Genomic DNA, 19589 nt, shown 5'->3' with positions numbered 1-19589 from the left:
TAAAAATGAAAAAAGTCTGACGATTTTGTCAGACTTCTGCCTTATAAAGCAAAAAGAGAAGATTGACTCTTCCCTCCATATTTTTTATTTAGCTACTGCGTAAAGCTCATCTACTTTGTTCCAGTTAATGACTGAGAAGAAAGCTTTGATGTAGTCAGGACGAACGTTGCGGTATTTCACGTAGTAAGCATGTTCCCAAACGTCCAAGCCCAAGATTGGTTTTTTACCTTCTGAGATTGGTGTGTCTTGGTTTGCTGTTGAAGTTACTTCAAGCTTCCCTTCTTTGTTGACAACCAACCATGCCCATCCAGAACCGAAGCGAGTTGTAGCTGCTGCTGTAAAGGCTGCTTGGAATTCTCCAAATGAACCAAATGTTGCGTCGATTGCTGCTGCAAGTTCTGCTGATGGAGCTGTTTTTTCAGGAGTCATCAATTCCCAGAAAAGAGCGTGGTTCAAGTGCCCACCACCATTGTTGATAAGTGCTTGACGGATATCAGCTGGGATAGATTCTACATCAGCAAGCAAAGCTTCAAGGTCTTCACCGATTTCAGGGTGTTTTTCAAGAGCTGCATTAGCATTGTTGACATAAGTTTGGTGGTGTTTGTCATGGTGCAAGTGCATTGTTTCTGCATCGATGTAAGGTTCCAAAGCGTCATATGCGTATGGAAGGTCTGGTAAGATAATAGCCATCTGTAATACCTCTTTTTCTTTCTATATGAAAATGATAACGCAAACATTCACTTTTTTCAAGTTTTTTGCTCAATTCGCCTCTGTCGCAATCTGCAAGAGTACCTTTTCAAACAGGTACCCTTTTTCATAGACACCTGTCTTAATCTGGTAGTCTGTTTCAATCAAATAAGAAATCGCTCGCTTGAGAAAACCCAAGGAAATCCCTCTCGAATCTCTCAATGCAAACTTGATTTGATAAGGATTAGGATTGCGCCCCAAATAAGTTCCCAGACTGCTTGCAATCTGTGATTCCGTCTGACCGCTCTCTGATAAAATCTTCACTTGGGTAAAGGTACGAAATTGTCCTAACATGACAGCTATGAGCTTGATTTCGTCTTCCCCTTGCAAGGTCAAATCTCTAACTAAGTCACGCGCCTGGTCAATCTTTTTGCCCAAGATAAACTGAGTCAAATCAAAAATATTGTCCCGCAGAGTCTTTGGAATAGCCTCGACAATGTCCTTCTCCTCAATCATGCCGTCTGACTTATAAGACTGTAAAAAGAGGAGATTTTTCTGGATTTCACTAAATTGAAAACCAGATTTGAGAAGTAGATTTTCAAAAGATTGCCCCACAAACTGCAGACCTTGTGTCTGGCTCCACTTTTGGAAATACTGGCGCAGTTCTTGCTCCTTAGCCTCAATAGCGTCAAAGACAGTCGCATCTCGTTTGAGCAGTTTGACCAGCCGTCTTTTGCTATCCAACTTTCCTTCTGCAAAAATCAAGAGTTTAGTCGTTGGTGAAGGATTGTCAAGGTATTCCTCAAATGACTTGAGCTCATCATCTGTTAAAAAACGTTTCTTAGCTGTTGTAATATCGACAAAATGGTCTAATATCACGATTTTTTCATCCGCAAAGAAAGGGAGACTGACCAACTCCAGTTCTAAATCCTTATAGGCTACTTCTTTCATGTCAAAGTAGGCAAAGTTGAGGTCAGCTGGATCATAGCTAATCTGTTTCAGGACCTGATCTTTCATAACTTCAAACTGGCCCTGATCTGTCCCTGTAAATAGGCTCAGGCTAGATAAATTTGATAAAGTCAACTTCTGACTGTCTTCTATGGCTAGCATCTTCTCTCCTTTCTTCTGATTTTTTAGTAACTTTAACCAATATAGCGCAATTTCCCACGGAAATCTTCTAATCTCTCATACCCTTTTTCCGACATGATTGCTTTTAGTTCATTGGTAATGCGTTCAAAAGCACCGACGCCTTCTTTGTGGAGCGTCGTTCCTACTTGCACCATACTAGCACCGCAGAGGATATGTTCAAAGGCATCACGACCCGTCAGAACGCCACCCGTTCCGATGATTTGGATTTGCGGATTTAAGCGTTGGTAAAAGGCGTGCACATTAGCAAGAGCAGTCGGTTTGATATACTCTCCACCAATCCCACCAAAACCATTCTTAGGACGAATGACGACAGACTCGTCTTCTATGTAAAGGCCGTTTCCGATAGAGTTAACACAATTGACAAACTTGAGCGGATATTTGTTGAAAATAGCAGCCGCTTGGTCAAAGTGAACAATATCAAAATATGGTGGCAATTTGATTCCAAGAGGTTTGGTAAAGTAGGTAAATACTTCTGCCAAGATACGGTCTGTTGTCTCAAAATCATAGGCAATCTGAGGTTTTCCTGGAACGTTTGGACAAGAGAGATTAAGCTCTGTCAGTCCTTTGAATTCACTCTCTTGAACTTTTTTCAAGATGGCATGTGTTTCTTCTGGAGACATGCCAACTAAAGATAGGAAGAAAGTACGGTTTGGCTCTTTTTCCTGCAAGTCCAAAAGATAGTCCAGATAGTAGTCTAAGCCATTATTTGGTAATCCCATGGAGTTGATAGAACCAAGTGGAACATCCTGATAACGTGGCTCAGGATTGCCCTGACGAAAGTCCAAGGTCGCAGTCTTCGTAACAAAAGTACCCGCCGCTGAGTTTTTGACCCCTTCAAGTTCCTCTACCGTCATACAAGCCACACCCGCTGCATTCATCAAGCAATTGTCAAACTCAAAGCCAGCTATTTGTGTTTTCGTTGATACCATGATTCTGATCCTCCAGATTCCTTTTATTTCTAATATTATACCATACTTTAAGATTTTCTCTTTGAGAAACTAATTTCTATATAAAACGTTCGGTTTTATAAATTGAAAGAATTTTTAGAAAATTTCTGTTTTTTTCTTTACACTCAAAAAAAATTCTGCTATAATGGCTCATGTAATAAAATATAACAACAAAAGGAGAACGATATGACATCTGCTAAAGAATATATCCAAAGCGTGTTTGAAACTGTAAAAGCTCGTAATGGGCACGAGGCTGAATTTCTTCAGGCAGTTGAAGAATTCTTCAGCACCCTAGAGCCTGTATTTGAAAAACACCCTGAGTATATCGAAGAAAACATCTTGGCACGCATCACTGAGCCTGAGCGCGTGATTTCTTTCCGTGTTCCTTGGGTTGACCGTGATGGAAAAGTCCAAGTGAACCGTGGTTACCGTGTTCAATTCAACTCAGCTGTTGGACCATATAAAGGCGGACTTCGTTTCCACCCAACTGTAAACCAAGGGATCTTGAAATTCCTCGGCTTCGAACAAATCTTTAAAAACGTCTTAACTGGACTTCCAATCGGTGGAGGTAAAGGGGGATCAGACTTCGATCCTAAAGGGAAGACTGATGCTGAAGTGATGCGCTTCTGCCAAAGCTTTATGACAGAATTGCAAAAATACATTGGACCATCACTTGACGTCCCAGCTGGCGATATCGGTGTTGGTGGACGTGAGATTGGTTACCTTTACGGACAATACAAACGTCTTAACCAATTTGATGCGGGTGTCTTGACTGGTAAACCTCTTGGATTTGGTGGTAGCTTGATTCGTCCAGAAGCAACTGGTTATGGTTTGGTTTACTACACTGAAGAAATGCTCAAAGCTAACGGTAACAGTTTTGCTGGTAAGAAAGTGGTTATTTCAGGTTCTGGTAACGTAGCCCAATACGCTCTTCAAAAAGCAACTGAACTCGGCGCTACTGTCATCTCTGTATCTGACTCAAACGGTTATGTCATCGACGAAAATGGTATCGACTTCGACCTTCTAGCAGATGTGAAGAATAACCGTCGTGCACGTTTGACTGAGTATGCAGCTGAAAAGCCAACTGCTACTTACCATGAAGGTTCTGTATGGACTTACGCTGGCAACTACGATATCGCTCTTCCATGTGCAACTCAAAACGAAATCAACGGTGAAGCTGCTAAACGTTTGGTTGCTCAAGGTGTTATCTGCGTATCAGAAGGTGCCAACATGCCGAGCGACCTTGATGCGATTAAAGTCTACAAAGAAAACGGAATCCTTTATGGACCTGCCAAAGCTGCCAATGCTGGTGGTGTAGCTGTATCAGCGCTTGAAATGAGCCAAAACAGTCTTCGCCTTTCATGGACACGTGAAGAAGTTGACGGCCGTCTCAAAGACATCATGACCAACATCTTCAACACAGCTAAAACAACTGCTGAAACATACGGTCTTGGTACTGATTACCTTGCAGGAGCTAACATTGCTGCCTTTGAAAATGTAGCAAACGCTATGATTGCACAAGGTATTGTCTAAGAAATATGCTAAAAACCTCAATCAAAACGATCGAGGTTTTTTTGAAGCTTCATCTTCTATCAAAACTTCTTCTTCCATAGCATTTTTTATTTTTTTGCCCAAAGATAATAACGTTTCTACATCGGAGGGTTTGCTTGTCCCGAGAGGATTCCAAGTAGAAGATGATAAATTTTCATATTCCTTAGACCGAACTCGAAATTTAATGTTATCGCCCTTGGTGTCTATGTCTACATTTAAGGCTCTCGCCCCCAGTTTAGGCTCCTTATTTTTTATCCTACAGAAAATAACTTCTCCTGATACAATCTCCTTTCCATCACACCAAATCCTAATATTTCTTCCAGATAATTCTACGACAAAATTCTTCACTAGACTACCTTGTATTTTTTTAATTAAAAGAAAACTAATACCAAAAAACACTAATACTATCGTATAAAGAAAAAGAGGTTGTGATTTAAAAAAATCATTCAGTTTTAAATAGAATATAGCCAACTGTATTCCCAATACAGGAAGCATGAGGAACATGGGAAAAAGGATACCAATTATTATATCTGATTTTGCTGTTGTCGCTGTAAATTCATATCTTTCCATCAATATCACCTTTATAACATTTCCTTTTTATAGAACATTAATCCCATACTAAGACGGATGCATCAGGGAGTTCAATCTCCCTTTCCCCTAGCAAATATAAATTTTGAACTATTCTAAGGATATTGTACCACTATTTCTGCAAAAAATACCTTAGCAAACATAATCTCCTTCCACAAATACATCTTCGCTTTATCGAGCGCTGGAGTTTGATTGACATGATTCTCTAATCAAACTCCAGAACTTTATGATGAAAATCTTATGGAACAACTGGAGACACTTTATAAATTTTCTCTTTTCAATTATAAAGAAAAACCGCTAATCCTAAGAATAGCGGTTTAATCATGTTTTTAAGCTACTAATGTAGTTGCTCTATTATTTAAGAGTAACTGAAGCTCCAGCTTCTTCCAATTTAGCTTTGATTTCTTCAGCTTCTGCTGCTGCAACGCCTTCTTTGATGACACCTGGTGCACCATCAACAAGTTCTTTAGCTTCTTTAAGACCAAGACCTGTGATTTCACGTACAACTTTGATAACGCCGACTTTCTTGTCGCCTGCAGCTGTCAATTCAACGTCAAATGAATCTTTAGCAGCTTCTTCAGCGCCACCAGCAGCAGCTACAGCTACAGGAGCAGCCGCAGTTACACCAAATTCTTCTTCGATAGCTTTTACAAGGTCGTTCAATTCAAGGATTGAAGCTTCTTTAATTTCAGCAATAATGTTTTCAATGTTCAATGCCATTGTTATTTCCTCCAAATAAGTTTTTAATTTTATAATAGTTTTTTCGTAGCTAGGCTACGCTGCGTAGCTTAGGATTAAGCTGCGTCTTCTTTGTTGTCTGCAACCGCTTTGACTGCAAGAGCAACGTTGCGCACTGGCGCTTGAAGTACAGAAAGGAGCATAGAAAGAAGTCCTTCGCGGTTTGGAAGAGTTGCAAGAGCAACGATTTCTTCTTTAGATGCGACAGCGCCTTCGATTGCACCACCTTTGATTTCAAGTGCTTCAGCGTTTTTAGCAAAATCGTTCAAGATTTTCGCTGGTGCGATAACATCTTCGTTAGAAAATGCTACAGCAGATGGTCCAACAAATACTGATGCAAGATCTTCAAGACCAGCTTTTTCAGCTGCACGACGCAAGATTGAGTTTTTAATGACTTTATACTCAACTTCGCTTCCACGAAGCTCACGACGAAGAACTGTATCTTGCTCAACTGTCAAACCACGAGCGTCAACAACGACGATAGATGCAGCAGCTTTCATTTTTTCAGCTACTACGTCAACTAGTTCCGCTTTTTTAGCAATAATTGCTTCACTCATTAGTGTGTTCACCTCCGTAATTATTTTGCTTGGGGAATTTTTCCAAAAGAAAAACGCGCCCAAACCTAGACACGAAAGTACAATACGCTTCTTTTTACATGATACGTTTTGTCCTCGGTAGGATCTTTATGAGTCGAGCTCCCCTACTGTCTTAGGCAGTTTTTTCAAACCGTATATAAGTATAGCATAGACAAAAAAAGAATGCAAGATTTTTGCAAACTTTTTTTGAAATTTTTTTTAAATCTCTACTGTCAAAACTTTGCCTTGCTTGACCACCTGTTCTCCAGCGATATAAACATCATCAACATCACTGGATTTGACAGCATAAACCAGATGAGAGAGCATATTTTTCTGAGGTTGAAGATGGATTTTTCCTTGTGGTTGAATGACCAGAAAATCTGCTTGCTTGCCAACTTCCAGACTTCCTATCTGTTTTTCCATTCCAAGAACCTTAGCACCTTCTATCGTCAGAGCTTTGAGGGCTGTTTCGATTGGAAACTGGCTGGCATCTCCACTCTTCATCTTCTGTAGGAGAGCGGCTGTCCGTCCTTCCTCAAACATATCAAGATTGTTATTAGAAGCAACCGAGTCAGTCGCAATTCCGACTGCTACTCCTGCTTTTTGGAGTTGGATGATTGGAGCAATCCCTGAGGCCAATTTGAGATTACTAATGGGATTATGGGCGATAGCCACATGAGAAGTTGCTAAACGTTCAATTTCCCGCTCGTTTAGTTCGACCCCGTGAGCAAAGACAGATAGATGATCTAAGTAACCTAGTTCTTCTAGAAAGGCGAGGGGACGTTTGCCATAGCGTTTGAGGATAATTCCTGACTCTTCCTTGGTCTCCGCTACATGGATATGGATGGGAATGTCCAGTTCTTTTGCCATATCTAAGCTCGCTTCCAGCAAATCTTTACTACAGCTATATGGAGAATGTGGCGCTACCATAACCTTGAAATTTGGATTTTTATATCCTATGATTGTCTCGATGATGGCTCGTGTTCTGCTTATAGTCTCAGCAGTTGATTCTGCTTCTGAAGAAAAGAGGGTCGGTGAGAAATAACAACGCATCTTGGAAGCCTCAACTGCCTGATAAATTCTCTCAATATCCACACCATTGGGATTATACATATCGTTGAAGGTTGTTGTTCCTGACTGGAGCATTTCTGTCAGAGCTTCTTTGACTGCCTTGGTAGTCATATCGGGAGTAAATCCTGCTTCTGCTGGCCAGATATAGTCATTGAGCCATTCATGGAGGTTGCTGTCATCCTGAATTCCTCGCAAACCTGTCATAGCAGAATGGGTATGGCAATTAACCAAACCAGGCATGATCCAGGCTCCCTGATAGTCTATAATCTGCTCAGCTTGCTCTAAAATCTCTGGCTTCTCTTGGCCGACATAGATGATTTGAGAATCCTTAACAGCCAAGATACCATCCAGATAGACATGGAAATCTTGGTCACAAGTCACAATATTTACATGCTGATAGACTTTCATTATTTTCTCCTTCTAAGACCCTGATTTTTTCTAGCTATTGTAACAAAAAAGTCACCCGAAGGCAACTTTTTTCGTTCATAAGATTTTAAAATAGAAAGGATTATTCAGAGCTAAAAGCAGCTGCTTTTTGCATTTGGTAATACTTGCCCTTTCTAGCCATGAGGTCCTGATGATTGCCATACTCAACAATATCACCATCCACCAAAACTAGAATCAAATCCGCATCCTGAATAGTTGACAAACGGTGAGCAATGATAAAGCTTGTGCGCCCCTTCATGAGTTTAGCAAAGGCATCCTGAACTAGCACTTCCGTCCGTGTATCAATGGAGGAAGTCGCCTCGTCTAAGATAAGAATCTTTGGTATAGCCAGAAAAACTCGGGCGATGGTCAAGAGCTGGGCTTGACCGACAGATAGAGATTCTCCTGCATTTTCCAACTTGGTATCATAGCCCTGTGGCAACTGTTGGATAAAAAAGTCTGCGTTGGCTGCTTTGGCAGCAGCAGTCACCTGCTCCCGACTGGCTTCAGGATTTCCAAAGGCAATATTGTCATGAATGGTTCCTTGCTTGAGCCAGGTTTCTTGGAGCACCATGCCAAACTGCTGCCTCAATGATGCTCGGGTATAGTCATAAATCGAGTGACCGTCTAGCAAGATATCTCCCGAGTTAATAGGATGAAAACGCATGAGGAGATTGATAAGAGTTGACTTACCAGCACCTGTCGGACCAACGATGGCTACCTTGCTACCAGCTGGGATATCGATAGACAAATCCTTAATCAAGATCCTTTCAGGATTGTATCCAAAAGAAACATGCTTAAAGGAAATGGCTCCCTTCACTTGGTCACTGGTCAAGACTTCCTTACCTGTTTCAACAACCTCAGGACTTTCTAAGACAGCATAGACACGCTCTGCGCAAGCGAGAGCACTTTGCAACTCAGCTAGAACTGAAGAAATATCGTTAAAGGGCTTGGTGTACTGCTGGACATAGTTCAAAAAGGTCACTAAACGCCCAATGGTCAAGGTGGACCCCATCATGATACGATAAGCTCCCACTCCAGCTAAAAGCGCGTAAATGAGTGCATTTACAAAGCGAGTCGAAGGATTGACCGTTGATGAATAAAAGATGGCTGACTGAGAATAACCTGCGTAGTTGTCATTTGCCTCATGCAATCTTTGGATAAACTCTCCTTGAGCATTAAAGGACTGGATAATGGTCTGTTGGCTAAGCGATTCTTCAATCAACTGAGTCTGAATTCCCCTGGTTTCTGTTTGCTTCTGGAAGAGATGATAAGAGCGTTTGGCAATAAAGCGTGAAATCACCATGGATAGTGGCGTCAACAGCAAAACCAATAGGGTCATGAGGAGGTGAATTTGGAGCATTGCTAGAATACTAACCAAAATCATCAAGACACCAATGAAAAATTGGTTAAAAATCATGGTCAAGCCAGCTGCCAACTGTTCTATGTCCGTGGTCACACGACTAACCATCTCCCCACTGCCCTGCCTATCTACAAAAGCAATCGGTAAACGATGGAGCTTATGGATGATTCGCTCTCGCAAGTCTTTGGTATAAGAGAAGATTAGGCGATTATAGAGGAGAGGATTGGCCCATTGTACCAGAGTATTTCCTATTACCACCAAGATCATCTGGAGAAAAATCTGCCAAAAAACTGGTGAAGAACCAGCCACCAGGACCTGGTCAATGACCTGCCCGATCAGAATAGGTAGATAGATTGATAAGCCAACTTGGGAAATAGTTCCTAGAAAGGCTAGGAAAAGGAGGAAAGGATGACTTGCAAGATCTTTAGCCAAACGTTTGAGAGTCTGGTTCGCGGTTTGTCGTCTCATGTTAGTCCTCCTTTCCATGTTGGGATGCATTGATTTCGCGATAGACTTGGCTAGTCTTCATCAAGCCATCGTGCTTGCCAACAGCTAGTAACTCACCTTTTTCCAAGAGGAGAATCTGGTCAGCCATCTGTAAAGTCGAGGTTCGTTGAGAGATCAAGATTAAACTTGTATTTGGCAGATTTTCTCGGATAGCTCTCAAGAGCTTGGACTCGGTAATGGTGTCGAGGGCCGAGGTTGCATCATCTAGGATGAGAAACGGAGCTTGGCGTAGGACTGCTCGGGCGATAGACAACCTTTGTTTTTGTCCACCTGAGAAATTTCGTCCTCCTGCCTCAACTAGGGCGTCTAAGAGTCCTTCCTTTTCACTGACAAAATCCTTTGCTTGCGCAATCTCCAAGGCCTGCCAGAGTTCCTGGTCAGATACTTCTTGATTGAAACCCAGAGTCAAGTTGGAACGAATGGTTCCCTTAAAGAGTTCGACCTTTTGGGGCACGTAGGAAGTCCAAGACCGCCACTGCTCAAGATTACGAGGACTACGTCCATTTCGATAAAGGTCAATGCTCCCCTGGTCTGCTGGATAAAGTCCAAGTAAGACTTGCACCAAGCTTGACTTACCAGAACCCGTTCCCCCGATGATACCAAGGATTTGCCCTTGCTTCATATCAAAGGAAATGTTTCTCAGAGAAGGCTGGGCCGCATCAGGATAGGTAAAGGTTAATTCTTGGACTTGTAAAACCTGATTACTGGTAGCTTGTTTTTGTTCTAACTCCGAATGGATATCTTCTGGAGTCTCAGCAAAGACTTCCTCGATTCGCTTGGCTGAGATGTAGGACTGGTTGAGAGAATTGATCAGCATGGCGAGCTTAACCAATTCCACCAAGATTTGCAAAAGATAGTTGATGAGGGCAATGAGGGCACCTTGACTGAGTAAACCTCCTTGAATTGAAATATAGCCCTGCCAGATGATGACAAGAAGAGTTCCATTAACAATCAGATAGGTCAGAGGTGTTAACAAACTAGACCAGAAACCCGTCTTTTCTTGCAATCTAGCATAAACTTGGTTAAGAGCTTGAAAAATCTGTAACTCTCGTTTTTCCTGACCAAAAGCACGAATAACTCGCATGCCTTGTAATTGCTGGCGCGTTTCCTGAACCAGCTGGTCCGTTTTCTTTCTCAGACTACTGTAGAGAGGATTGACCAGTCGAGAGAGACCGACAATGACAATCGTCAAAATGACAACCATAACCAAAAACCAGAAAGTCAGCTCAGCCGAGATGCGATAGGCCATAAAGATAGCCCCAAAAACGATAATAGGCGCTCGCAAAAAGAGACGCAGGAATTGATTGATCCCAGTCTGAATCTGGTAAGTGTCCGAAGTCAAGCGTGTCACCAGGCTAGATGTTGTCAGACGATCTCTGCTGTCCTTAGGCAAGGAAAGAATATGACGATAAAGGTCGTCTGTCAGTTCTTTGGCAAAACCCACCGCAGCCTTAGCTGAGTAAAACTGGGCTATCAAAGCCACTAAAACACCAATCACTGCAAAGATAAGGAGCAGACCAATCTGCATCCATAGATGCCCTTGATCTCTCTGAGGCAAGGATTGGTCAACAATCCCAGCAATCACCAGGGGAACCAAGAGTTCAAAAACAGCTTCTAGCAGCTTGAACAAGGGAGCCAAAATTGATTCTTTTATATAGGGTTTGAAGTAAGATAGTAAGTGTTTCATAAATCCCTTCTATTCTTATTCTGGAAATGAAGAAAGTGGGAAGCTCCCACCCTCTCAATTTTATTTGTTTAAGTAAGGCAATAGATATCCATATCCTGCTTTTTCCATCTCATCCTTGGCTACAAAGCGTAAGGAAGCAGAATTGATACAGTAACGGAGGCCACCCAACTCCTGCGGTCCATCTGTGAAAACATGACCCAAGTGAGCATTTCCTGACCGAGAACGAACCTCGATTCGCTCCATTCCATGACTCAAGTCCTTGTAATAGTGAATCAACTCCTTGGAAATCGGACGACTAAAACTTGGCCAACCACAACCTGAAGCAAACTTATCCTTTGCAAAAAAGAGTGGTTCACCCGTCGTGATGTCTACATAAATCCCTTCTTCAAAGGTTTGGTCATAGGCATTGGTAAATGGCGCCTCTGTAGCAGCTTCTTGCGTAACACGATAAGACTCTTCAGTTAAACTTTCCTTTAACACCTCTTGACTAGGCTTTTCATAGTTAGAGGCGTCAATCAATGGCTTTTCAGCATCAGTTACATCGATATGACAGTAACCCGAAGGATTTTTCTTGAGATAGTCTTGGTGGTAATCTTCTGCCAGAATGTAGTGGCGAAGTTTCTCTACTTCTACTGCAATCTTTCGACCCAGCATGCGCTCCTGCTCCTGCACCACTGTGTAGATAGCTGGCAAGTCTGCTTCATCCTGATAATAGATTCCTGTTCGATATTGGCGACCACGGTCATTCCCCTGCTGGTTAATAGACAAGGGATCAATAACACGGAAATAATAAAGCAAAATCTCTCTGAGTGACACAGCTTTCTCATCATAAATCACTTGAACAGTCTCTGCATGGTCTGTTTCCTTGAGCAACTGGTAATTGGTCGTTTCGACTTGCCCATTAGCGTAGCCGACACTGGTTGCTAATACGCCTGAAATTCGTGAAAAATACTCCTCTAGGCTCCAAAAACAACCACCTGCTAGATAAATTTCTGCCATCTTTATTTCTCCTTTATCAAGTTTTTAACTAGACTTCTTTTCAAAAAAAGGACAGGAAGCCCTCTAATCAAGAGTTTCCCCATCCTATCTTTTATTCTTTATTTTGCTTCGACGCGGACACCTTGGGTATCAACTTTCAAATCATGCAGTTTGCCTTTGAAAGACTGCTTTTGCAATTCTGCCTTAACCGCCGGCATCTTGTCATGAGAAGCCAAGACCATAACTGTCGGCCCTGCTCCAGAGAGATAGGTTGCATAGGCACCATTCTCTTTAGCTACTTGCTTAATCATCGCAAATTCTCTCACCAGATCCTGACGGTAGCGCTCGTGGAAGAGGTCTCCCTCAATTGCTTGTCCAGCTGTCACCATGTCTCCTGCCAACAAGGCTGCAACTGCCACATTGGCGATAGAACTAGCCGCAACAGCTTCCTTGTAGGACAATTTCTTAGGAAGGACACCACGACTGTCTCGAGTACGTAATTCATAGTTGGGAATATAAGCTAGAAAATCACACTCTGGGAAGTCAGCCACAATCGCTGAAACATTTCCTTCAACAGAACTTGCAATAACGAGATTACCGTAAATTGCTGGAGCCACATTGTCAGGATGTCCTTCTATCTTGGTCGCCAGCTGCAATTTATCGTGGTTAGATAAGTTGAGCTTTCCTAGTTGGTTGGCTAGTTCAATCCCAGCTACAATAACAGAACTGGAAGAACCCAAACCACGCGCCAAGGGAACATCACTGGTCATTTTTAAACGCCTTGGTTGCAAGTCAGGCGCAATTTGCAAGGCAATCTTGAGCAAGAGATTACGCTCGTCATGTGGAATCCATTTACCAATCTGGTGTTCAATCAACCACTCATCCCGTTCTTCACAGACCTCAATTTGAAGATACTTGGTTACAGCTACACCGACCGAATCAAAACCTGGCCCGATATTGGCACTGGTTGCAGGTACAATAATCTTCATCCTATTCTCCTAACACCTTGAAGGTATTCAAGAGGTCAAATTCTGAAGCTTTGGCCAACTCAGCTGATACATTCTCAAGTTGTGCTTTATTAATCTTATGAGTGATAATCACTACACGCGCCTTGTCACCCTCTTTGCCATCTTGGAGAATTTGCTTGAAGGAAATATCTTGAGCGTTGAAAATCTCAGCCAATTTCAAGACCTGACCTTTTGAATCTGGTGCCAAGATTGAGAAATAGTAGTTTGCTTTGACATCTTCAGGATTTGCCAAAACCAAGTCACGGCTATATTCGTTGAAGTCTTTGCCAATGGTACCATCATTCAAGCGACGAACGATACGGACAATGTCCGCTACAACACTTGTCGCAGTTGGTTTTTGACCCGCACCTGGTCCGTAGTACATAGATTCACCGATGCCGATAGACTCCACAAAGACTGCGTTCATTACCCCATTCACACTGGCAAGTGGATGTGCTTTAGGAAGGAAGGTTGGAGTCACTTCTGCAGCAATACCTGAAGGAGTTTCCTCGATAGAACCAACCAATTTCACTACATAGCCAAGGTCTTGGGCTACAGCTACGTCTTCTGGTGTGATTTTGCGGATTCCCTTGTGGGCTACATCGTCAAAGGCAACCTTCATACCAAAGGCAAATTGGCTCAAAATCACCATCTTGTAGGCTGCATCAATCCCATCAACGTCATTTGTCGGATCACTTTCTGCAAAACCAAGTCTTTGCGCTTCTGCAAGAGCATCATCGTAAGACCAGCCTTCTTCGACCATTTTGGTCATCATGAAGTTAGAAGTTCCGTTAACGACACCAAGAACGCGCGTGATTTTATCAGAAGCTAATGAATTTGCCAAGGTACGAAGAATCGGAATACCACCGGCTACTGCTGCTTCGTAGTAAAGTGCTACATTATGCTCTTTAGCGATTTCTAGCAATTCTGCACCATGGACAGCCAAAAGGTCCTTGTTTGCAGTAACAACGTGTTTCCCAGCTTCCAAGGCACGAGTGATAAAGGTTTTAGCTGGTTCGATACGCCCCATCAATTCCACTACGATAGTAATGTCTTGATCTGATAAAATATCATCTACATTGGTCACAAATTTAAAGTCATTCCCTGCTGCAAGCAAGCGGTTCTTCTCATCTTCATCCTTAACCAATACCTTGGCTACTTCAATCTCAGAATGAGCTGACTGAACGATTTTTTCCCCATTTTCCTTTAGGAGGAATGGCACACCACTTGCAACGGTACCAAATCCAAGTAAAGCAATTTTAACTGTCATGTTTGTCTCCTCGAAATTTTCTGATATAGCCATTATAACAGAATTTTGTGAAAATTCCTATTATAGTAAATCACTATTTCAGTCTAGAAAAGAAAAAACGAATCCCATGATTCGCCTTTCTTAATTGTTAATTTTTTGAAGACCGAGCACCGCGTCATGATTGATCAAGATGCGACCATACTCTTGCAAGACTGAGCGACTGATGTCACTATCATCTGCAAATTCACGCATACGGGCCAAGAGCCAGGCTGGGTATGGACTAGGATGATTTTCCACATCGACCAAGATTGTCAAATAGTAGTGTCCATTCATCTTGTAGAGTTCAGATGTTTCCATCTGGTAGTTAACAGTCTTTGCAAAAGCAACTAAGTCAGCAAGACTTGCAAAACGCAAGATATAGTAGATATAAGGTTCCTTCTTACTCTCAGTCTCCTTGTTCGCTTGCTCTTGCTCCTCTTCCTTAGCCTCGACCTGTTCTAGGGATTGGATGGCCTCAATATCATCCTTAGTCTTGTCTGCAATGCTCTTCTCCAAGGTTTTGAGAAATTCATCCGGCGACATTTGGGCTAATTCTTCCATGTCAGGTAGGTCAGCCAAATCTTCAAAATCCAGATTTTGATCAATCTTAGACTTGGTCACAAAGACATCCACCTTATCTGGTTTTGGCGTCACACGGAAACTCAGCATGCCACTATCCAAGAAATTGTCTGGCATTTCTAATTCATCTAAAATAGCATAGAAAAACTCTTCTGTTTTTTCCTGAGGAACGAGAAAATCTGCAATCTCCATTCCCCGATCCATCAAATCATCTAAAGTCATCGTGATTTTCAGTGTCGTATCACTAATTTGTTTCATCTTCATATCTAACAACCTCATACTTTCAGTCTATCTATTATACTAGATTTTTACGATTTTATCAAAAGAATAAAGCCGGAATGTGATATAATACTAGAGATGATTTTAGATTTAAGAAAGAAAGTTCAATGAAAAATATAAAAGTTAATGCATTGGCTAGCTTGCTGGTCAATATTCTCAATATCGTTTTTCCTCTGATAACCAACCCTTATCTGACGCGAATCCTCAGCAAATCCAACTACGGTTATTTCAATACCGCCAATACCTGGGCTAGCTTTGTTATTCCACTAGCTGCCTTTGGTATTTACAACTACGGGATTCGAGCTATCAGTAAGGTCAAGGATGACAAGAATAAAATCAACTACGTTTTTTCTAAGTTGTTTTATATCTCGGTTTTCACCTCTCTCCTGACGACTGGTATCTACTTCCTCTTCATCTTCTTTGACACCAGCATTGAGAACATGAAAGTCCTCTACTACATCCTAGGGGCCCAGGCTCTCTTCCAATTCCTCAATATCGAATGGATGAACGAGGCTTATGAAAACTATGCCTTTATCCTTTACAAGACATTGATTATTCGAATTACTATGCTGGTCGCTATCTTTGCCTTTGTCAAAACGGCTGATGATATCGTTCCTTATGCTATCGTCATGACTGCGACCACTATCCTCAACTACCTCCTTAGTTTTCTTTGGATTAAGAGAGAAGTTTCCTTTGTTAAAATTGGTTTCATTGAGTTAGCTAAGGCTTCTAAACCACTCTTTACTATGCTTCTCTTGGCAAATGCCAATATGCTTTATACCTTGCTAGATAGAATGTTTATCACCAAGGGACCAGATGAAAACTACATTTCTTATTATACAATTGCCTATAGCATCGTCATGCTGATTGCTGGTGTCTTAAGTGGAGCTATCAGTGTCAGCATTCCACGTCTCGGCTACTACCTCGGGAAAAAGGATTACAACTCTTATAATTATCTTGTAAATCAAGCAGCATCCTTATTCTATTTTCTCATGATTCCAACTAGTTTTGGGATTATGATTTTGGGCAAATACGCAACGGTTATCTACTCTTCTGAAAAGTATCTTGAAGCAGGTATCGTGACTAGCGTCTTCGCCTTTCGAACCATTATCTGGGCTATTGAATTGATTCTTGGAAAGCAAATTATCTTTATCAATGACCACGAGAACCGCTTGACTGCTTTCTACTTTGCTGGTGGTGGAGCAAATCTCCTCTTCAACTGTATCTTGTATATCAATAATATTTTTGCCCCTGAGTATTATATTGCTACGACCATTATTGCGGAAACCATCGTTGTTCTCTTAGAAATTCATTTTATTAAGAAACATCAACTAATTAATTTAAAAGAAATCTTTATGACCTTAACACGTTATGGTCTCATATCCCTTGGATTTATCCCGATCTTCTATATTTTCAAGATGATTTTCCAAATCAGTTCCTATACAGTGAACCTCAACATGATCCTCATGGTTCTTTCTACCATAGCTACTTGTGGAATCTACTATCTCTTAACACTCTTTCTCGCTAAGGATAAAACACTTCACTATGCACTGAACCTAGTATTAGCTAAGATCAAAAGAAACTAAAAGAACACCCTACTGATAAACGCTCGTTTATCAGTAGGGTGTTTCTTATTTATTCTTTTTCTTTCTTTTCCGAAGCGTTGGCTTCTAGATTTGAATCTTGTTTCGGCTGTTCAGCAATAGAGGAACTAGCTTCTTGCTTCTTCTCTGACTGATCTGCTTCGCCATTGACAGCAGCAACAGCCTGTCTCCAAATGCCTTCCTCGTTTACCTTATAACCATCCGGTGTGGTGGCATTTTTCAACAAGGAACCATCTGTTTGGAAATAGTACCAATTACCGTCAATTCGTTTCCAACCGGTCTGCATAGCTCCTGAGTCATCAAAGTAATAATGATCACCATTTACTTTATGAAGGCCAACCAACATGATGCCATCTTCAGGATTGAGATAATACCAGATTCCTTTATCCTTTATCCAACCTGTTTTCATAGCTCCATTTGCTTCAAAATAACGATAATGATTATCAAACCATTTCCAGCCTGTTTGCATAGCTCCTGATGCACTAAAGTAATACTGCTTACCATCTACTTGTTGGAAACCGACCAGCATGATACCTTCCTGATCTTCAAGATAATACCATGTTCCTTGATCCTTCAACCAACCAGTTTTCACAGCTCCTGAGTCAGCGTAGTAATGCCAGTGTTTATCAAGCCACTGCCAGCCTGTTTGCATGGCACCGCTGGTATTCAAATAGTAACGCGTACCATTGATTTCTTGTTTTCCAGTCTGCATAATACCATCTTGATTTAGATAATACCATTTCTCATTATCCTTAATCCAGCCTGTTTTCATAGCTCCTGAGTTCGCATAGTAATACCAATTGTTCTCTAGCCATTTCCAGCCTGTTTGCATGGCACCACTAGCGTTCAAGTAGTAACGAGTACCATTTATATCTTGTTTTCCAGTGAGCATGATACCATCTTTGTCCAGATAATACCAAGTATCCTGATCCTTGACCCAACCAGTTTTCATAGCTCCCGAAGTAGCAAAGTAACGCCAGTATCCCTTAATACGATTCCAACCGGTCTGCATGATACCATCTTTATCAAAATAATAGGTTTCCCCATTAATCTCCCTTAGACCAACGACTACATTACCATTCTCATCATAGTAGTACCAGTTCGAATCAATCTTTTTCCAACTTGATACATTATCACCAATTTGTAAAGCTCCACTGTCTGCAAAGAACATCTTCTTGCCATTAAAGACTTGATGTCCTGTTAACATCTTTCCATCTGCTGCAAAGAGATATTTCTTCCCTCCAATTTCAGAAAGCTCACTAAATCGTCTAGCACCATTTGATTGGATATAATACCAATGACCATCCAGCTTGAACCAACCGCCTGTTTGCATTTTACCATTTGAGTTGAGATAGTAATCATTCCCCTTAGCATTTTCTCCCCAATCATCATTAAGGTGAAGCCAGCGACCTGCCTGCATCTGTCCTTTTCCATTAAAAAAGTAAGTAGCTCCGTCAATCTCTCTCCAACCGATAGCCATTTCCCCATCACTTAAACGATATTTCCAGTAGCCACTTTCTTGATACCATTTTTCGTCAACTACAGGGATGTCCGGGAAGAGATTAGAAACATTAGCAAATCCGCTATCACTAATATCGAAAACGGTAGCGTCTTGAGTTTGACTAGAAGCTCTGAGAACTTGAATATTTTTCTTTTGGAGATATTCTCTGGTTGAAGCAACATTAATATCACCACCAGTTGTCTGAATAATCATCTTTGGAGATAGGTTTTCAAGAAAATTAATCGTATTTGAAATTGTCGCATCATAATGATGATTCCATTTCATCATATCAACCTTGCCGATAACTGGACCTAACTTATCTTCCGCTCCTTCGGCATTATCCAAATCTCCACCAAGGTAGATTCTCTTTCCTGCCACAGTCACCACTGAAACGATTGAGTTTGAGTTATCATCTCGAACTTTTTTCAGGTTACCATCAGCATCATATTCATTTTTATAATTATAGAGTTGGATATCCATATCACCTAATTTAAAGTGACTATCCTCGTCTGTAATATTCTGAATAAGAGTAACCCCTCGTTTTTGTGCGGCTCTCAAAGCATTATCGTAATTAAAAAGATTATCCCAGAGTCCCCAGTTTGCTGTGATCCGATCATCTGAATATTTTTTCAAATAAAACTTACCGACTTGATATCGATTGAGTATTTCGTCCGCTCCACCAATATGGTCACTATGGACATGAGTTCCTATAATAAAATCTAATTTTTTAACACCAATCTGATCAAGATGGCGAATCAAACGGTCTTCCAAGACTTGATAATTTCTCATGGAAATTCCCCAACGACTTGGATAGCGTGGATCACTCCCATCAGGAAAGTCATAATCTTCCCCCATATCAATCAAGGCATAATGACCATTGCTTTCCAGAAGGATAGCATCACTCCCAGATTTTGCTTTAGTATTTATGAAATGGATACGATTGCCTGAACCAGCAGTAATGGTGTCTGCATTAACTTGTTGTGATAAAGCAATCAACACAAAAAGGAGAGCAAATAAACCATAACTGACTGATTTAACTAATTTTTTATTCGTCATCTTGAACA

Annotated in this window: 16 protein-coding genes and 1 other annotated feature; of the genes, 2 read left to right on the top strand and 14 right to left on the bottom strand. The window is 41.3% G+C overall.

Annotated elements, in window-relative coordinates; translation table 11 throughout:
- Positions 1–84 precede the first annotated feature (84 nt).
- From sodA to EJF26_RS01405, 3 genes are all read right to left on the bottom strand, one after another.
- On the bottom strand, positions 85–690 hold the full coding sequence (gene sodA, locus EJF26_RS01415; RefSeq protein ID WP_000974735.1) for a superoxide dismutase SodA: 606 nt from the start codon (positions 688–690) through the stop codon (positions 85–87).
- A 69-nt stretch (positions 691–759) separates the two neighbouring features.
- On the bottom strand, positions 760–1797 hold the full coding sequence (gene holA, locus EJF26_RS01410; protein ID WP_000879625.1) for a DNA polymerase III subunit delta: 1038 nt from the start codon (positions 1795–1797) through the stop codon (positions 760–762).
- A 32-nt stretch (positions 1798–1829) separates the two neighbouring features.
- A complete protein-coding gene (locus tag EJF26_RS01405; protein WP_000255188.1) occupies positions 1830–2765 on the bottom strand; it encodes a dihydroorotate oxidase in 936 nt (311 codons plus the stop codon).
- A gap of 204 nt (positions 2766–2969) precedes the next feature.
- Between EJF26_RS01405 and gdhA the strand changes: the two genes are divergently transcribed.
- Positions 2970–4316, top strand: a complete 1347-nt coding sequence (gdhA, locus tag EJF26_RS01400) for an NADP-specific glutamate dehydrogenase (RefSeq protein WP_000199571.1) — start codon at positions 2970–2972, stop codon at positions 4314–4316.
- 21 nt (positions 4317–4337) lie between these two features.
- On the opposite strand, the gene EJF26_RS01395 is transcribed toward gdhA, so the two are convergent.
- The 10 genes from EJF26_RS01395 to mecA all read right to left on the bottom strand — a co-directional run bounded on the left by EJF26_RS01395 (position 4338) and on the right by mecA (position 15405).
- Complete coding sequence (locus tag EJF26_RS01395) at positions 4338–4904, bottom strand: hypothetical protein (protein WP_000443018.1); 567 nt, start codon at positions 4902–4904, stop codon at positions 4338–4340.
- A gap of 372 nt (positions 4905–5276) precedes the next feature.
- Positions 5277–5642: a 50S ribosomal protein L7/L12 gene (rplL, locus tag EJF26_RS01390; protein ID WP_001196968.1), complete on the bottom strand. Its 366-nt coding sequence runs from the start codon at positions 5640–5642 to the stop codon at positions 5277–5279.
- Positions 5643–5716: 74 nt separating this feature from the next.
- Positions 5717–6217, bottom strand: a complete 501-nt coding sequence (gene rplJ / locus EJF26_RS01385; protein WP_001287274.1) for a 50S ribosomal protein L10 — start codon at positions 6215–6217, stop codon at positions 5717–5719.
- A gap of 38 nt (positions 6218–6255) precedes the next feature.
- Positions 6256–6391 (bottom strand) — a sequence feature (ribosomal protein L10 leader region).
- Positions 6392–6454: 63 nt separating this feature from the next.
- On the bottom strand, positions 6455–7714 hold the full coding sequence (locus tag EJF26_RS01375) for a TRZ/ATZ family protein (RefSeq protein WP_000870424.1): 1260 nt from the start codon (positions 7712–7714) through the stop codon (positions 6455–6457).
- A 100-nt stretch (positions 7715–7814) separates the two neighbouring features.
- Entirely contained in the window at positions 7815–9563 is a 1749-nt protein-coding gene (locus tag EJF26_RS01370) for an ABC transporter ATP-binding protein (RefSeq protein ID WP_001254285.1), read from the bottom strand.
- A 1-nt stretch (position 9564) separates the two neighbouring features.
- Positions 9565–11289, bottom strand: a complete 1725-nt coding sequence (locus EJF26_RS01365; protein ID WP_000681676.1) for an ABC transporter ATP-binding protein — start codon at positions 11287–11289, stop codon at positions 9565–9567.
- A 60-nt stretch (positions 11290–11349) separates the two neighbouring features.
- Complete coding sequence (gene msrB / locus EJF26_RS01360; RefSeq protein WP_000818212.1) at positions 11350–12288, bottom strand: peptide-methionine (R)-S-oxide reductase MsrB; 939 nt, start codon at positions 12286–12288, stop codon at positions 11350–11352.
- Between the two features lie 98 nt (positions 12289–12386).
- Complete coding sequence (gene thrB / locus EJF26_RS01355; RefSeq protein ID WP_000692413.1) at positions 12387–13256, bottom strand: homoserine kinase; 870 nt, start codon at positions 13254–13256, stop codon at positions 12387–12389.
- A gap of 1 nt (position 13257) precedes the next feature.
- Positions 13258–14544: a homoserine dehydrogenase gene (locus EJF26_RS01350; RefSeq protein ID WP_000216358.1), complete on the bottom strand. Its 1287-nt coding sequence runs from the start codon at positions 14542–14544 to the stop codon at positions 13258–13260.
- 120 nt (positions 14545–14664) lie between these two features.
- Positions 14665–15405, bottom strand: a complete 741-nt coding sequence (gene mecA, locus EJF26_RS01345; RefSeq protein WP_000782708.1) for an adaptor protein MecA — start codon at positions 15403–15405, stop codon at positions 14665–14667.
- Between the two features lie 122 nt (positions 15406–15527).
- On the opposite strand from mecA, the gene EJF26_RS01340 reads away from it, so the two are divergent.
- Positions 15528–17006: an oligosaccharide flippase family protein gene (locus EJF26_RS01340; RefSeq protein ID WP_000789700.1), complete on the top strand. Its 1479-nt coding sequence runs from the start codon at positions 15528–15530 to the stop codon at positions 17004–17006.
- A 49-nt stretch (positions 17007–17055) separates the two neighbouring features.
- On the opposite strand, the gene EJF26_RS01335 is transcribed toward EJF26_RS01340, so the two are convergent.
- A complete protein-coding gene (locus tag EJF26_RS01335) occupies positions 17056–19581 on the bottom strand; it encodes an MBL fold metallo-hydrolase (protein WP_000182501.1) in 2526 nt (841 codons plus the stop codon).
- Between the last annotated feature and the right edge of the window lie 8 nt (positions 19582–19589).

Origin of the sequence: Streptococcus oralis subsp. dentisani, from assembly GCF_007475365.1 — a bacterium.
Lineage (GTDB): Bacteria > Bacillota > Bacilli > Lactobacillales > Streptococcaceae > Streptococcus > Streptococcus mitis_AX.
Note: the sequence above shows the minus strand (reverse complement) of the source record. Positions and strands in the feature narration are given on the sequence as shown.

Excerpts from the sequence above, each read along its gene's own strand:
- thrB (WP_000692413.1), bottom strand. The coding sequence starts at position 13,256 with ATGAAGATTATTGTACCTGCAACCAGTGCCAATATCGGGCCAGGTTTT.
- mecA (WP_000782708.1), bottom strand. The coding sequence starts at position 15,405 with ATGAAGATGAAACAAATTAGTGATACGACACTGAAAATCACGATGACT.
- holA (WP_000879625.1), bottom strand. The coding sequence starts at position 1,797 with ATGCTAGCCATAGAAGACAGTCAGAAGTTGACTTTATCAAATTTATCT.
- EJF26_RS01340 (WP_000789700.1), top strand. The coding sequence starts at position 15,528 with ATGAAAAATATAAAAGTTAATGCATTGGCTAGCTTGCTGGTCAATATT.
- EJF26_RS01335 (WP_000182501.1), bottom strand. The coding sequence starts at position 19,581 with ATGACGAATAAAAAATTAGTTAAATCAGTCAGTTATGGTTTATTTGCT.
- sodA (WP_000974735.1), bottom strand. The coding sequence starts at position 690 with ATGGCTATTATCTTACCAGACCTTCCATACGCATATGACGCTTTGGAA.
- EJF26_RS01350 (WP_000216358.1), bottom strand. The coding sequence starts at position 14,544 with ATGACAGTTAAAATTGCTTTACTTGGATTTGGTACCGTTGCAAGTGGT.
- gdhA (WP_000199571.1), top strand. The coding sequence starts at position 2,970 with ATGACATCTGCTAAAGAATATATCCAAAGCGTGTTTGAAACTGTAAAA.
- EJF26_RS01375 (WP_000870424.1), bottom strand. The coding sequence starts at position 7,714 with ATGAAAGTCTATCAGCATGTAAATATTGTGACTTGTGACCAAGATTTC.
- EJF26_RS01370 (WP_001254285.1), bottom strand. The coding sequence starts at position 9,563 with ATGAGACGACAAACCGCGAACCAGACTCTCAAACGTTTGGCTAAAGAT.
- EJF26_RS01365 (WP_000681676.1), bottom strand. The coding sequence starts at position 11,289 with ATGAAACACTTACTATCTTACTTCAAACCCTATATAAAAGAATCAATT.
- rplJ (WP_001287274.1), bottom strand. The coding sequence starts at position 6,217 with ATGAGTGAAGCAATTATTGCTAAAAAAGCGGAACTAGTTGACGTAGTA.
- EJF26_RS01395 (WP_000443018.1), bottom strand. The coding sequence starts at position 4,904 with ATGGAAAGATATGAATTTACAGCGACAACAGCAAAATCAGATATAATA.
- msrB (WP_000818212.1), bottom strand. The coding sequence starts at position 12,288 with ATGGCAGAAATTTATCTAGCAGGTGGTTGTTTTTGGAGCCTAGAGGAG.
- EJF26_RS01405 (WP_000255188.1), bottom strand. The coding sequence starts at position 2,765 with ATGGTATCAACGAAAACACAAATAGCTGGCTTTGAGTTTGACAATTGC.
- rplL (WP_001196968.1), bottom strand. The coding sequence starts at position 5,642 with ATGGCATTGAACATTGAAAACATTATTGCTGAAATTAAAGAAGCTTCA.